This window comes from Pantoea sp. YU22, from assembly GCF_003970755.1.
GTDB classification, from domain to species: domain Bacteria; phylum Pseudomonadota; class Gammaproteobacteria; order Enterobacterales; family Enterobacteriaceae; genus Pantoea; species Pantoea piersonii.
Window position 1 is genome coordinate 331690 of sequence record NZ_RYDU01000001.1, and the last position, 13841, is coordinate 345530.

13 protein-coding genes are annotated in these 13841 nt (G+C 59.9%); all 13 read left to right on the forward strand.

Going from position 1 to position 13841, the window contains the following annotated elements; translation table 11 throughout:
• Nucleotides 1-4: 4 nt before the first annotated feature.
• The 13 genes from EKL29_RS01590 to EKL29_RS01650 all read left to right on the forward strand — a co-directional run bounded on the left by EKL29_RS01590 (nt 5) and on the right by EKL29_RS01650 (nt 13816).
• On the forward strand, nt 5-568 hold the full coding sequence (locus EKL29_RS01590; protein ID WP_126688683.1) for a hypothetical protein: 564 nt from the start codon (nt 5-7) through the stop codon (nt 566-568).
• Complete coding sequence (locus EKL29_RS01595) at nt 565-1893, forward strand: AMP-binding protein (RefSeq protein WP_126688684.1); 1329 nt, start codon at nt 565-567, stop codon at nt 1891-1893. Before EKL29_RS01590 ends, EKL29_RS01595 begins: the two co-directional genes overlap by 4 nt.
• Nucleotides 1880-2227, forward strand: a complete 348-nt coding sequence (locus EKL29_RS01600; RefSeq protein ID WP_126688685.1) for a hydroxymyristoyl-ACP dehydratase — start codon at nt 1880-1882, stop codon at nt 2225-2227. Before EKL29_RS01595 ends, EKL29_RS01600 begins: the two co-directional genes overlap by 14 nt.
• Nucleotides 2221-3930, forward strand: coding sequence for a glycosyltransferase (locus tag EKL29_RS01605; RefSeq protein WP_126688686.1), 1710 nt, complete (start codon nt 2221-2223; stop codon nt 3928-3930). The genes EKL29_RS01600 and EKL29_RS01605 overlap by 7 nt, the downstream gene beginning before the upstream one ends.
• A complete protein-coding gene (locus tag EKL29_RS01610) occupies nt 3923-4342 on the forward strand; it encodes a thioesterase family protein (protein ID WP_126688687.1) in 420 nt (139 codons plus the stop codon). The genes EKL29_RS01605 and EKL29_RS01610 overlap by 8 nt, the downstream gene beginning before the upstream one ends.
• Nucleotides 4336-4941 carry an outer membrane lipoprotein carrier protein LolA gene (locus tag EKL29_RS01615; protein ID WP_126688688.1) on the forward strand — a complete coding sequence of 202 codons (606 nt, stop codon included), beginning with the start codon at nt 4336-4338 and terminating at the stop codon, nt 4939-4941. Before EKL29_RS01610 ends, EKL29_RS01615 begins: the two co-directional genes overlap by 7 nt.
• A complete protein-coding gene (locus EKL29_RS01620) occupies nt 4931-7243 on the forward strand; it encodes an MMPL family transporter (protein WP_311778953.1) in 2313 nt (770 codons plus the stop codon). The genes EKL29_RS01615 and EKL29_RS01620 overlap by 11 nt, the downstream gene beginning before the upstream one ends.
• On the forward strand, nt 7225-7797 hold the full coding sequence (locus tag EKL29_RS01625) for a DUF3261 domain-containing protein (protein ID WP_126688690.1): 573 nt from the start codon (nt 7225-7227) through the stop codon (nt 7795-7797). Before EKL29_RS01620 ends, EKL29_RS01625 begins: the two co-directional genes overlap by 19 nt.
• Nucleotides 7794-8945: a beta-ketoacyl-[acyl-carrier-protein] synthase family protein gene (locus EKL29_RS01630; RefSeq protein ID WP_126688691.1), complete on the forward strand. Its 1152-nt coding sequence runs from the start codon at nt 7794-7796 to the stop codon at nt 8943-8945. Before EKL29_RS01625 ends, EKL29_RS01630 begins: the two co-directional genes overlap by 4 nt.
• A complete protein-coding gene (locus EKL29_RS01635) occupies nt 8945-9421 on the forward strand; it encodes a 3-hydroxy-fatty acyl-ACP dehydratase (protein ID WP_376749695.1) in 477 nt (158 codons plus the stop codon). Before EKL29_RS01630 ends, EKL29_RS01635 begins: the two co-directional genes overlap by 1 nt.
• Nucleotides 9418-10149 carry a 3-ketoacyl-ACP reductase FabG2 gene (locus EKL29_RS01640; protein ID WP_126688693.1) on the forward strand — a complete coding sequence of 244 codons (732 nt, stop codon included), beginning with the start codon at nt 9418-9420 and terminating at the stop codon, nt 10147-10149. The genes EKL29_RS01635 and EKL29_RS01640 overlap by 4 nt, the downstream gene beginning before the upstream one ends.
• Nucleotides 10146-11381 carry a beta-ketoacyl-ACP synthase gene (locus EKL29_RS01645; RefSeq protein ID WP_126688694.1) on the forward strand — a complete coding sequence of 412 codons (1236 nt, stop codon included), beginning with the start codon at nt 10146-10148 and terminating at the stop codon, nt 11379-11381. The genes EKL29_RS01640 and EKL29_RS01645 overlap by 4 nt, the downstream gene beginning before the upstream one ends.
• Nucleotides 11382-11581: 200 nt before the next feature.
• Nucleotides 11582-13816, forward strand: a complete 2235-nt coding sequence (locus EKL29_RS01650) for a TonB-dependent siderophore receptor (RefSeq protein ID WP_126688695.1) — start codon at nt 11582-11584, stop codon at nt 13814-13816.
• Nucleotides 13817-13841: the final 25 nt, after the last annotated feature.

Below are 13841 nucleotides of genomic sequence, written 5' to 3' on the forward strand. Positions count from 1 at the left end.
GCCGATGTTGTCTGCCGCGTTGCGTCTGCTGAATGCGCTTTCGCTGCTAATGTGGCCGTTTATCGTGCTGCTCGTCGCAGCCCATCCGGAATGGCAGATCCTGTTCTGGCCACTTAGCGTCATGTTTGCGCTGCGCTGGTGGTGGTTGCGCGGTAAGCCCGCTGCGATGACGCGGCTCAGCGCCTGGCTGTCGCTGTTCGGCGCAATCTTTACTTTCAGCGCCGGCGCGCTGCGCAGCCTGCATCTGCTGTTGTGGTATCCGGTACTGGTTAATTTGCTGCTGCTCATTATGTTTGCCGGTTCACTGCGCGGTCCGATGCCGCTGGTGGAGCGTATCGCGCGCCTGCGCGAACCCAACCTGTCGCCGCAAGGCGTCAACTATACGCGCCGCGTCACCTGGCTGTGGTCGCTGTTCTTCTTGTTTAACGGCAGCGTCGCCGCAGCGACCTGTGTGGCAGGAAACCTTAACTGGTGGACGCTGTGGAACGGTGGCGTCAGTTACCTGCTGACAGGCTCGCTGATGGCAGGGGAGTGGCTGGTGCGCCAGCGAATCAGACAAGAAAGATGAAGATATTACCGGTCAGCTTATGGCTAAACGCGCCAGAGGGCGTGGTCGCCTTTCGCGGCGAGCGTCCGCTGCTGCGCAGTACCATGCGCCGTCAGGCCGCTGCGCTCGCCGCGCGCTTCGCCGCCGTGCCGGAGAAGCGCTGGGCGCTCTGTTTCGACGACACCTACCGCTTTTGCGTGGCGCTGCTGGCGGCCTGGTACGCGGGTAAGACGCCGGTGATTCCAGGCCACTGTCGCGCCCGGCAGCTGGAGGAGATGCGTGCGGAAATAGACGGCGTCGTCAGCGATATGCCTCTTGATATCAGGCTGCCGCATCTGATGTGGCATGAAGAAGAAAGCGAGGACGCGCTGCCGCCGCTGCCTGACGATGCTGCGCTGGTGCTTTTCACCTCTGGCTCTACCGGTACGCCGCGCGCCGTACGCAAGCCGCTGGCGGTGATGGAGCGTGAGGCGCAATGGCTTATTGAACGCTGGGGCGCTCAGGCTGCATCGTGTCGGTTTATCGCCTCCGTCAGCCACCAGCATCTGTATGGGTTAAGTTTCCGCCTGTTTATGCCGATGGCGCTCTCTTGTCCGTTTGCGGCGCAACAGATCCTGTACAACGAGCAACTGACGCAGCTGGAACGAGATAAGCCTTACGTTTTTATCAGCAGTCCCGCTTTTTTACGTCGTCTTGACGCATCGCTTGCCGCGCCAGAGTGCGCGCTGGTTATTTCCGCGGGCGGCATGCTGGAAGAAGAGCATGCGGAGGCCGCGCAGCAGGCGCTGGGCTGCCGCATCAACGAGATTTACGGCAGTACAGAAACAGGCGTGATCGCCTGGCGCGAGCATGATGGCGAAACGCCGTCCTGGCGCTGCTTTCCCGCTGTTCGCCTGAACAAAACAGCGGGCGAACGCTGGCAGATTTTCTCAGATTTGCTTCCTGACGCCAGCGGCTGGCTGCTGGACGATCGGCTGGAGACAGACGAGACCGGGCGTTTTCAGCTGGCGGGACGCCACGATCGCGTAGTGAAAATCGAAGATAAACGCGTCTCGCTGAGCGAAGTGGAACGCCGCGTACTGGCGCTGCCAGGCGTAAAAGATGCCGCCGCGCTGGTGATGACGCGCGGCAGCCGTCGCGCCGTCGCCGTTGCCGTACAGCTTGACTGGCAGCCAACAGCCGTGGAGCTGAGTCGGCTAAAACGCCTCTGGCGCGGGCAATTGCATCCCTGGCTGGAGCCGGTCGCGCTACCGCGCTACTGGCGCGTCGTAGAAGAGATGCCTGTCACCAGTCAGAGCAAACGCGCCTGGACACACATTGAGGAGCTTTTTCATGTTGCCGATTGAGCGCAGCCGTAAAATCAGCGGATCGCAGGCGCTGTTTCACTTTCAGGTTGAGGCCGACCTTTTCTGGTTTCAGGGCCATTTTCCCGCGCTGACCATTCTGCCCGGCGTGGCGCAACTCGACTGGGTTATGCACTATACGACCACGCTGCTGGCGCCAGGCAAGGTTTTCAGCGCGCTTGAAAATATTAAATTTCAGCAGCCGGTGCCTCCTGGTTCCCATCTCCAGCTTGAACTCGACTGGGATGAAAGCAAATCCCGTGTCAGCTTCCGCTATCTGCTGCTGCGCGATGGCGAGCAGCAAAGCGCCAGCAGTGGGAAGATCCTGCTGTGCTGAAGACCGACTTTTCGCCCTGCGTGGTGATCCCTTGTTATAACCATGGCGCAACCATGGCGTCGGTGCTTGCGCGGCTGGCCCCTTTTAAGTTGCCGATCATTATCGTGGATGACGGCAGCGACGCCGCGACGCAGCAGCAGCTGGCGCAGCTTCACGCCGATCAGCTTGATATTTTGCGCCTGCCCGCGAATCAGGGAAAAGGGGCGGCGGTGATTTTTGGGCTGCGCGCCGCGAGACAACAAGGTTATACCCACGCCCTGCAGCTTGACGCTGACGGCCAGCATGCCATTGAGGATGTGCCTCTGATGCTGGCGGAGGCGCGCCGCTACCCGGAACAGCTGATCTCGGGTCGTCCTCGCTATGATGACTCGGTGCCTAAAGCTCGACTTTATGGACGCTATGTCACCCACTTTTGGGTATGGGTAGAAACGCTGTCATTCTCCATTAAGGACAGCATGTGCGGCTTCCGCGTTTATCCTCTGGTGCCCGCGCTGGCGCTGTGCGACCGGCGCTCAGTTGGTCAACGAATGGATTTTGATACCGAGATTATGGTGCGGCTCTACTGGCAGGGCACGCCGAGCCGCTTTATCGCAACGCGCGTGGTCTATCCCGAAGCGGGCCTGTCGCATTTCGATGCGTTGCGGGACAATCTGCGTATTTCGTGGATGCATACCCGGCTTTTTTTCGGCATGTTGCCGCGCATCCCAAAGCTGGTGGCGATGCGCAGGCAGCAGAGACACTGGTCTGGCGAGCCAGAGCGACGCGGGCAGACCGGGCTGCGTTTTATGCTGGCGCTGTGGCGCTACGGCGGGCGGTTGCCCTTTACGCTGCTGCTCTGGCCGGTGGTGGCGGTCTACTGGCTGACCGGCTTGAACGCGCGTCGCGCGTCGCAGCGTTATCTGCAGCGCGTTGCCGCCTATGCGCAAAGCCGCCACGTCACGCTTCCGCAGCCGCTCAATAGCTACCGTCACTTTTTGCGCTTTGCTGAAGCGATGCTGGATAAAGTCGCCAGCTGGCGCGGCGACCTGCGCTGGGGCAAAGAGATTGACTTCGCCCCGGGTGCCGAAGTGACGATACGCCGGGCTGAAGGGAAAGGGCAGCTGATTCTGGCCTCTCATCTGGGCGATATTGAGGCGTGCCGCGCTATGGCGCAGCAGGTGAGCGGACTGGTTATCAATGCGCTGGTCTTTACCGATAACGCGCAGCGATTTCGCGCTGTGCTGGAAACTATTGCGCCAGATGCTGGCGTTAATCTACTGCCTGTATCCAGTATCGGCCCGGAAACCGCCATCCTGCTGCAACAAAAAATCGATGCGGGCGAATGGGTGGCGATTGTTGGCGATCGAACCGCAGTAAATCGTCAGCGCGGCGGCGTATCGCGCGTAGTCTGGAGCGATTTTCTTGGACAGCCAGCCCCGTTTCCTCAGGGCCCCTTTGTGCTGGCGTCGGCGCTGCGCTGCCCCGTAATGTTGATGTTCGCGCTGCGCGAGCAAGGGATGTTGCGCGTCTACTGCGAACCCTTCGCCGATCCGCTGCTGTTGCCGCGCGCCACGCGCCAGCAGGCGCTGCAGGAGGTAGTGGATCGCTATGCGCAACGGCTGGAGGCTTACGCGCTGAAGGCGCCGCTCGACTGGTTTAATTTTTTTGATTTCTGGTCGCTGCCTGAGAACCGGGCGCGCCGCGAGGAGTCCCCGGATGAATAACAATCTGCACGCCGTCGAGGTGACGATAACGGTCTCCTTTCACGACTGCGATCCCATGGGCGTGGTCTGGCACGGCAACTACTTTCGCTTTTTCGAACAGGCGCGCGAAGCGCTGCTGCGCCAGGTCGGCTACAGCTACGCTGAGATGGCGGCCAGCGGCTATGTCTGGCCGGTGGTTGATGCCCACGTAAAATATCGCCAGCCGCTGCGCTGCGAAGAGATCGTCCGCGTTAGTGCGCGCATCACCGAATATGAAAATCGTCTGCGCATAGATTATGAAATAAAAAACGCCGCGGGGCAGGTCACGACGCGCGCCCACACGTTGCAGGTGGCGGTAAGCCAGCAAACGCAAGAGATCTGTTTTGTTTCACCAGATGTTCTACTGGAAAAACTGGGAGTAAAGGGATGTTGAAATATCTGCTCAGCGCGCTGCTGCTATGGAGCAGTGTCTCCAGCGCCGTCACGCTGACCGAGCTGCAACAGCGGTTCGCCAGCCAGCCCGTGATCCGCGCCGATTTCGTTCAGACGCGCACTATCGCTGGCATGGCGCAGCCGCTGATATCACGCGGGGAGCTGCTGGTTGCCCAACCGCAGGGACTATGGTGGCATCAGCGCACACCTTTCGCTATGACGCTGCTGCTTGATGATAAGCGTATGGTTCAGACCCTCAACGGTCAGCCGCCGCAGACAGTGACCGCTGAGGCTAACCCGCAGATGTTTCAGTTCAATCATCTGCTGCGCGCGCTGTTTGAAGCGGATGAACGCGTACTGCGAGAGAACTTTACGATCGATTTTCAGGATAAAGGCGACGCGCGCTGGTCGCTGGCCCTGACGCCGAAGTCTGCGCCGCTGAATAAAATCTTCAGACGCATCGATTTGTCGGGCGAGACGTTTCTCGAGCGAATCGACCTGAACGATGCGCAGGGCGATCGCACGCATATCGAACTCAGCAATACCCGTACTCAGCCGCCACAGCTTAGCGCCGAGGAGCGTGCTCGCTTTGCCCCGTAACGCTCGCCTGCTGGCAGGTCTCTGGCTGATTTTCTGCGTCGCGCTGGCGCTAACGCTGGCGTTTATGCTGCCGCGCAGCCCGCTTAACAGCAGCGTGCTGGCGCTGCTGCCGCAGCAAACGCTTGGCGCCGCGCCGTCTGAACTGCAGCAAGGCTTTATGCAGCGCCTCGATCGGCAGCTGGTCTGGCTGGTGACGGCGGACGGCGACAAGGGCAGGCAGGCCGCCGTCTGGTGGCAGGCGCAGCTGCAGACGTTACCGGAGCTGAAAGCAGTTGAGGGCGCGCTGGATGAACAGCGTCAGTCAGAGTGGGGACGGTTCGCCTGGTCCCACCGCAACGGCTTAATCGACGACGCCACGCGTGAACGGTTACGCAATCAGACGCAGGCTGACTGGATACTGGCGCAGCTTTTTTCCGCCTTCGCCGGCGTGAGCAGCAAAGAGATGCAGGGCGATCCGCTTATGCTGACGCGCGGGTCGCAGCTGGCCCTTCAGCAAAACGCCGATCGTATGGTGCTGCGCGATAACTGGCTGACGGTACAGGAGAGCCCGGGAAAGCGCTGGTATTTTCTGCATGGTGAGCTGGCGACCAACGCCTTCAGCATCAAAGAGAATCATGCGCTGGTTATGCGGCTTAAGTCTCTTGAGCAGCAGCTAAAATCACGCTGGCCTGACGCGCAGCTGCTGACGCGTGGCACCGTACTGTTCAGCGACGACGCCAGCCAGCGGGCGCAAAAGGATATGGAAACGCTGGGCGCAGTGACCATCGGCGGCGTGCTGCTGCTGGTGCTGCTGGTCTTTCGTTCGCTGCGTCCGCTGCTGCTCAGCATCGCTTCAGTCGCCGTCGGCGCGATGGCCGGTACGGTAGCGACGCTGCTCTGCTTCGGCGAACTGCATCTGATGACGCTGGTGATGAGTCTCAGCATCGTCGGTATTTCGGCGGACTATACGCTCTATTATCTGACGGAGCGGATGGTGCATGGCGCGCACGCCTCGCCGTGGGAAAGTCTGCATAAGGTGCGCGGCACGCTGCTGCTGGCGTTGGGCACTACGGCGATCGCCTGGCTGTTAATGCTGCTGGCGCCGTTTCCTGGCCTGCGCCAGCTGGCGGTATTTGCCGCCAGCGGCCTGACCGCTTCCTGCCTGACGGTGATCCTGCTCTATCCATGGCTGGTACGCGGTCTGCCAGTTCGTCCAGTGCCGCTGATGGTCTGGCTTGGGCGCTGGCTGGCGGCGTGGCGCCGCAATCGCTATCTGCGCGTCGGCCTGCCGCTGAGCCTGGCGATCTATGCGATCGCGGGCGTCAGCCAGCTGCGCGTCGATGATGATATTGCGAAATTGCAAAGCGCGCCTCCGTCTTTACTGGCGCAGGATCGCCTGATCGCGGCGCTGACCGGTCAGCACACAGATCAAACCTGGTTTGTGGTCTGGGGCGATACGCCGGAGCAGACGCTGCAGCGTCTGGCTAAGCTATCGCCTGCATTGCAGCAGGCGAAGCGAGCAGGCTGGCTGGAGACAACGCGCATCCTGCCGTTACGTTCGCTGCAACAGCAGCAGGAAGATGCGGTGCTGCTGCGCGACGCGGCCCCGCATATTATGGCAAGGCTGCAACAGGCAGGTCTGACTCTGCCGTCGCCCCATATCGAACCCATGCCCGTTACGCCGCAGGCCTGGCTGACCAGCCCGCTCAGCGCAGGCTGGCGGCTATTATGGCTGTCGCTGCCGGATGGGCGTAGCGGCGTGCTGGTACCGGCAGGCGGGGTGCACAACAGCGCAGCGCTGCAGCATCTGGCCGAACAGCTGCCGGGCGTCAGCTGGGTTAATCGCAAGGCGAGCTATGATGCGCTGTTCAGCTTCTGGCGTACGTTGCTGAGTAGTCTGCTGGCACTGGCGCTGCTTTTTATCGCGCTGAGCTACGTGCTGCGTCTGGGAGTAAAGGCGGGTTTGCGCAGCGTCACGCCATCAGCGCTGTCGTTAGCCGTGGCGCTCGCTACGCTTGGCTGGATCGGCGCCTCGCTTAATCTCTTTGCGCTGCTGGCGCTGACGCTGGTGCTTGGCATCGGTATCAATTACACCCTGTTTTTCAGCAACCCGAAAGGCACGCCCCTGACCTCGCTGCTGGCGGTGTCGCTGGCGATGATGACCACTTTGCTGACGCTTGGGATGCTGGTATTCAGCAGTACCAGCGCCATATCCAGCTTCGGCGTTGTGCTGTGCAGTGGGATTTTCAGCGCCTTTCTGCTCTCGCCGCTGGCGCTGCGGCCATCTAAATCAAGGAAAAGAAAATGCGGCGAGTCGTTCTGACTTTGTTGTCGATTTTACTGATGAGCGGTTGCGCCAGCCATGCGCCCGATAGCGCGCGGCCTACCGCCTGGCTCAAGCCTGGCGTGCGCGTCACGCTGCCGCCGCCGGGCTTGACGCCAGGATTCCAGCAACAGCAGTTGCTTACCGGCGAGGTCGGGGGAAAAAGCCAGTCGCTGCTGGTGCTGTTAAACGCGGACGGCGAGAAAATCGAACTGGCCGGATTGTCCTCGGTGGGGATTCGCCTGTTTCGCGTCACCTACGATGCCCAGGGCATTCACAGCCAGCAGCTGATGCCTCTGCCGCAGCTGCCGCCAGCCAGTCAGGTGCTGGCGGACGTCATGCTCAGCCAGTGGCCGGTTGAGGTGTGGCTGCGAACGCTGCCGCCAGGCTGGAAGCTGGAAGATGTGGGGATGACGCGGTTACTGCGCGACGCGCAGGGCAACGTCGTCACGGAAATTGACTACCTACAACGTGGCGGCCAGCGCGAGCCAGTTAGCATCCGGCAGCGAGCGTTTGGCTACCAGATCCGTATTCAACATCTGGATGCATCATGATTTACATCTCCGCTTTTGGCATGCTCAACGCACTTGGTAATGATTTAGCGACCATTGCGCAAAATCTGGGGCGCGGTCTCGCGCCGGGCATGCAGCCGCGTGACGGCTGGCTGAGCGGCGGACGACGCTGCTGGCTTGGTGCGGTAGAGGGCGAATTGCCCGCGGTGCCCCCACATCTGGCGGCGCACAATACGCGCAATAATCAGCTACTGCTGGCAGCACTGGCGCAAATTCGGCCAGAGCTGGATGCGGCGGTGGCGAAACACGGTGCCGGGAGAGTCGCGATTGTGCTTGGCACCAGCACCTCAGGGGTAGATGAAGGCGATCGATACAGGCGCGCGCCTTATAGTGACTATCACTATCAGATGCAGGAGCTGGGCGATCCGTCGCGCTTTCTGGCGAATTATCTCCAGCTTGACGGCCCGGCATACACTATCTCCACCGCCTGTTCGTCCAGCGCGCGCGCCATTATCAGCGGCCAGCGGCTGATCGCCGCCGGGCTGGCGGACGTGGCGCTGGTCGGCGGTGCGGACTCGCTCAGCCGTATGCCGATTAACGGTTTCGACAGCCTGATGTCGCTTTCTGAGCAGCGCTGCGCGCCTTTTAGCCGCGAGCGTGACGGCATCTCTGTCGGCGAAGGCGCCGCGCTGATGCTGTTGACGCGCGAGCCGCAGCCGCTGGCCTTGTTGGGCGCAGGAGAGTCATCGGATGCCTGGCATATGTCGGCGCCACATCCTGAAGGCGAGGGCGCCCAGCGCGCCATGCAGATGGCGCTGAGCAGCGCGGGCATAACGGCGCAGGAGGTGGGCTATATCAACTTGCACGGTACGGCGACGCCGCTTAACGATCAAATCGAATCCAGAGTGGTGCATCGTTTATTTGGCGACCAGGTTCCCTCGAGTTCGACCAAGCATCTTACCGGCCATACATTAGGCGCTGCGGGCGTTATCGAAGCGGCTCTCGCCGCCTTGATCCTGCGCGACAGTTTACCGTTGCCTCCCCAGGATTTTTCAACGACAACCCAGGATGAGAGCCTGCCCGACTGCGGGCTGCTGCTGGTGCGACAAAGGCTGCAAAAACCCGTTATCGCCTCGAACTCTTTTGCATTTGGCGGTAATAACAGCTGCCTGATTTTAGGACGTTTATGATGAGTAAAGCGCTTTCCGCCCGCGACTATTTGCCACATCGGACGCCAATGGTTCTGGTTGACCATGTCATTGCCGTAGATGATGAGAGCGTACATTGTCAGGTTTCCACTGCGCCCGACGGCGTGCTTGCGCCTTTCCTTAATGCGCAGGGCGAGCTGCCCGCCTGGTTTGGCGTCGAGATCATGGCGCAAACCGTGGGGGTCTGGTCCGGCTGGCATGCCAGACGCGCGGGGGCACAACAGATCCAGCCCGGTATGTTGCTGGGAGGCCGAAACTGGCGCGCGGCGGCGGCAACCTTTCCCGGCGCGATTACGCTGGATATTACGCTGCGTCTGCTGATGCGTGACGATCGCATGGGCAGTTTTGAGGGTGAAATCCGTTATGGCGATCGCGTACTCGCCAGTGGCAGGCTAAACACCTATCAACCTGACGAACAAGAGTTACAACAACTGATTTTACAAGGAAAACAGCCATGACGCGTTCCGTGTTGGTTACTGGCGCAAGCAAAGGGATTGGCCGCGCCATCGCACTGCGCCTGGCGCAGGACGGCTTTCAGGTCGCGGTGCACTTTAACCGCGACCTGGAGGGCGCAGAGCAGACGCTGGCGCTTATCCAGACAGCAGGCGGTAGCGCGCGTTTGCTGAGTTTCGACGTGGCGGATCGCACTGCGACGCGCAACGCGCTGGAAAAAGATATCGATGCCCATGGCGCTTATTACGGCATCGTCAGCAACGCAGGTATTACGCGCGACGCCGCTTTCCCCGCACTGACCAGTGATGAGTGGGACAGCGTTATTCATACTAATCTCGACAGCTTTTACAATGTTATCCAGCCTTGTGTAATGCCGATGATCGGCCTGCGTCAGGGCGGACGCATTATTACGCTCTCTTCCGTTTCCGGCATTGCGGGCAATCGCGGGCAGGTTAACTATAGCGCGGCGAAAGCCGGCATTATCGGCGCCACCAAGGCGCTGGCGATTGAGCTGGCGAAGCGCAAAATCACCGTGAACTGCATCGCACCCGGATTGGTTGATACCGGCATGGAGGGGCTGGAGCCGCATGTGGTGGAGGAAGCGCTGAAAATCGTCCCGATGAAACGTATGGGCGCGGCGGAAGAGGTGGCCGGACTGGCGAGCTATCTGATGTCTGACATCGCCGGTTATGTTACGCGCCAGGTTATTTCTATCAATGGAGGCATGCTGTGACGCATCGTGTAGTAGTAACCGGTATGGGCGGCGTCACGGCTTTCGGCGAGCAGTGGCAGGAGATAGCGACGCGGCTTCGCGCCGGTAAAAATGCGGTGCGTCGCATGCCGGAGTGGCAGGTTTACGACGGCCTTCATACGCTGTTGGGCGCGCCGATCGATCACTTTGAATTACCGGCACACTATACCCGAAAACGTATTCGCTCTATGGGGCGCGTATCGCTGCTGGCGACCCGCGCGACTGAACTGGCGCTGGAGCAGGCGGGCTTGATTGATCATCCTGCGCTGGTCAGCGGCGAAACCGGCATCGCCTATGGATCTTCCACCGGCAGCACGGGGCCGGTAAGCGAATTCGCTACCATGCTGACCGAGAAACACACCAATAACATCACCGGCACCACGTACGTACAGATGATGCCGCATACCACAGCGGTTAACGCCGGTCTGTTTTTCGGCCTGCGCGGACGCGTTATTCCTACTTCGAGCGCCTGTACCTCAGGCAGCCAGGCGATCGGCTATGCCTGGGAGGCGATCCGCCACGGCTATCAAAATGTGATGGTCGCAGGCGGAGCAGAAGAGCTGTGTCCTTCGGAAGCGGCGGTATTTGATACGCTGTTCGCCACCAGCCAGCGCAACGACGCGCCCGAAAGCTCGCCTGCCCCTTTCGATCATCAGCGCGATGGTCTGGTGATCGGCGAAGGCGCCGGCACCTTGATTCTTGAGTCGCTGGAGCATGCGCAGGCACGTGGCGCGACCATTTATGCTGAGCTGGTGGGATTTCATACCAACTGCGATGCGGCGCATATTACGCAGCCGCAGCGCGAAACCATGCAGATCTGTATTGAGCGTGCGCTGCACAGCGCTAACCTGACGCCGAAACATATTGGCTATATCTGTGCACATGGTACCGCCACCGATCGCGGCGATATCGCGGAAAGCCAGGCGACGGCGGCCGTGTTTGGCAACAGGACGCCTGTTTCATCGTTAAAAAGCTACTTTGGTCATACGCTAGGCGCGTGCGGCGCACTGGAAGCATGGATGAGTATTGAGATGATGCGTGAAGGCTGGTTTGCGCCGACGCTGAATCTGCTTCAGCCCGCGGCCGAATGCGGTGAGCTGGACTACATTATGGGCGAGCCGCGGCTGCTGGAAACCGATTATATTCAGTCGAATAACTTTGCCTTTGGCGGCATTAACACGTCACTTATCTTTAAACGCTGGCGCGACGCCTGACGTTATCCCTTACTCACTGAACTGCCACTCCTGTGCGTCGCAGGAGTGGCAGTAGCCTGCTTTTAACGGCATCTAGCCGTATGCCACGCTTGTGCCAGTTCGCCTGCAATACGATTTTGCTTGCAATAAAAGTAAGGCTACGCATAATCGCAAACCGTAATAATAATGATTATCAGTAACCTTAGCATTAGGGATCGACTATGCGCCGTTCGCTTTCTTCTCCCGGATTTAAACCGACGCTGCTGGCTCTGTTCGTCAGCACCGGTTGTTTGCCAGTGATGGCTGCTACCACCAGCACCAGTACCGCTTCTTCTTCAGCGACCCGCGAGGCCGCGCCTGCCGCCAGCAGCAGCGAGCAGACCCTGACCGTTACCGCCGCGCCGCAAAGCGACTTCAAACCCGGCGGCGACCAGCTGGTGCCCGCCTATCTTGATGGCCAGATCGCCCACGGCGGCCGTCTCGGTATGCTGGGCGAGCAAAACGCCATGGACGTTCCGTTCAACGTCATCGGTTTTACGTCGAAGATGATCCAGGATCAGCAGGCGAAAACCATCGCCGACGTGGTGAAAAACGACGCGGGCGTGCAAAACGTTAAGGGCTACGGCAATTTTGCTGAAAGCTACCGTATTCGCGGCTTTGAGCTTGATGGTGATGATATGACCTTTGGCGGTCTGTCTGGCGTCGTGCCGCGTCAGGTAATGGACGCTTCACTGGTCGATCGCGTTGAGATTTTCAAAGGGGCAAACAGCCTGCTGAACGGCGCGGCAAGCACCGGCGTCGGCGGCGTGATTAACCTGGAGCCGAAGCACGCGGACGATCTGCCGCTGACGCGCGTGGGAGTCGACTACACCTCCGATTCTCAGACCGGCACCACTATTGATACCGGCCGTCGCTTTGGCGATGACAACCAGTTCGGCGTGCGCCTTAATGCCGTTCATCGCGAAGGCGAAACCGGCGTAGACGGCGAGAAGAAAAGGACCACGGCGGCCTCTGTTGGGCTGGATTATCGCGGCGAGCGCCTGCGTACCTCGCTGGATGTCGGCTACCAGAAAAAAACTTTCCATGACGGGCTACAGGGCGTCAACATCAGCGGCGTCGATTTTATTCCTGCTGTGCCGTCAAACTCTCATAACTACAGCCAGAAATGGGTGTACAGCAATATGGAGTCGGAATTCGGTATCGCGAAGGCGGAGTATGACCTGAGCGACAACTGGACCGCCTATGCGGGACTCGGCGCGCAGCATGCGCACGAAACCGGCAACTACGGCACGCCGAAACTGACGAACAGCGATGGTGACGCGACCATCAGCACGTTCAATACCAACCGTATTCAGGACAATATGAGCGGTATGGCAGGCATGCGTGGACATTTTGCGACCGGCTTCGTCACGCATCAGGTCAATGTCGGCTATTCCGCGCTGACCACCAATGCTAAAAATGCTTACAACATGTCTCTGACCGGGACAGCGACCAATATCTACGCGACTGACGACATTGATGCGCCGTCGCCCAACTTCGCCGGCGGTAAATTCTCCGATCCGCTGACGACGGCGCGCTCGCGTACTCAGGGCTATCTGTTGAGCGACACGCTGGGGTTCTTTGACGACTCGGTACTGCTGACGCTGGGGGCGCGCCATCAAAAAGTCGTGGTGCGCAACTACAACTACAATACCGGCGCGGAAGATACCTCGTCGCGCTATACCAATAGCCGCTGGATGCCGACTTACGGCCTTGTCTATAAACCCTGGCAGAGCATTTCTCTCTATGCGAATCACACCGAGGCGTTACAGCCGGGAGCGGTTGCGCCAGATAACAATACGGTCACCAACCCGGGCGCAATAACCGGTATTGCGCACTCGAAACAGAATGAGGTTGGTGTAAAGGCTGACTTTGGCCGCGTTGGCGGCTCGCTGTCGCTGTTCGATATTCGCAAACCATCCGGCATTATCAACGCTGCTGGCGCCTATGCCATGGATGGCGAAGAGCGTCATCGCGGTATGGAGACCAATATTTTCGGCGAACCTGTGCTGGGGCTGCGTTTGAACGCAAGCGCCACCTGGCTTAATCCAGAGATGGAAAAAACGGAGAGCGGCACCTATGACGGTAAGCAGGCGATCGGCGTGCCCCGTTATAACTATGCGCTCGGCGCCGAGTATGACATAAAACCGCTGGAAGGCCTGACCGCGACCGCCTTGCTGAACCACTCAGGTTCGCAATGGGCCGACTCCGCCAACACGAAAAAGATCGACAGCTATACCACGCTGGATTTAGGGCTGCGCTACCGTATGAAGCTCAACCAGAATGATATGGTCTGGCGCGTGGCGGTCGAGAACGTGACCAATGAGAAATACTGGGCTAACGTCGACAGCACAGGGACTTATCTGACCCAAGGCGACGGCCGCACGCTGAAAGTCGGCGTCAGCTACGACTTTTAACCGGCTAAGAGGGACGCGTTTCGCG

Bases quoted from the DNA above. Each gene is read 5' to 3' on its own strand.
- EKL29_RS01590 (WP_126688683.1), top strand. From the start codon at position 5: ATGTTGTCTGCCGCGTTGCGTCTGCTGAATGCGCTTTCGCTGCTAATG.
- EKL29_RS01595 (WP_126688684.1), top strand. From the start codon at position 565: ATGAAGATATTACCGGTCAGCTTATGGCTAAACGCGCCAGAGGGCGTG.
- EKL29_RS01600 (WP_126688685.1), top strand. From the start codon at position 1,880: ATGTTGCCGATTGAGCGCAGCCGTAAAATCAGCGGATCGCAGGCGCTG.
- EKL29_RS01610 (WP_126688687.1), top strand. From the start codon at position 3,923: ATGAATAACAATCTGCACGCCGTCGAGGTGACGATAACGGTCTCCTTT.
- EKL29_RS01615 (WP_126688688.1), top strand. From the start codon at position 4,336: ATGTTGAAATATCTGCTCAGCGCGCTGCTGCTATGGAGCAGTGTCTCC.
- EKL29_RS01625 (WP_126688690.1), top strand. From the start codon at position 7,225: ATGCGGCGAGTCGTTCTGACTTTGTTGTCGATTTTACTGATGAGCGGT.
- EKL29_RS01630 (WP_126688691.1), top strand. From the start codon at position 7,794: ATGATTTACATCTCCGCTTTTGGCATGCTCAACGCACTTGGTAATGAT.
- EKL29_RS01635 (WP_376749695.1), top strand. From the start codon at position 8,945: ATGAGTAAAGCGCTTTCCGCCCGCGACTATTTGCCACATCGGACGCCA.
- EKL29_RS01640 (WP_126688693.1), top strand. From the start codon at position 9,418: ATGACGCGTTCCGTGTTGGTTACTGGCGCAAGCAAAGGGATTGGCCGC.
- EKL29_RS01650 (WP_126688695.1), top strand. From the start codon at position 11,582: ATGCGCCGTTCGCTTTCTTCTCCCGGATTTAAACCGACGCTGCTGGCT.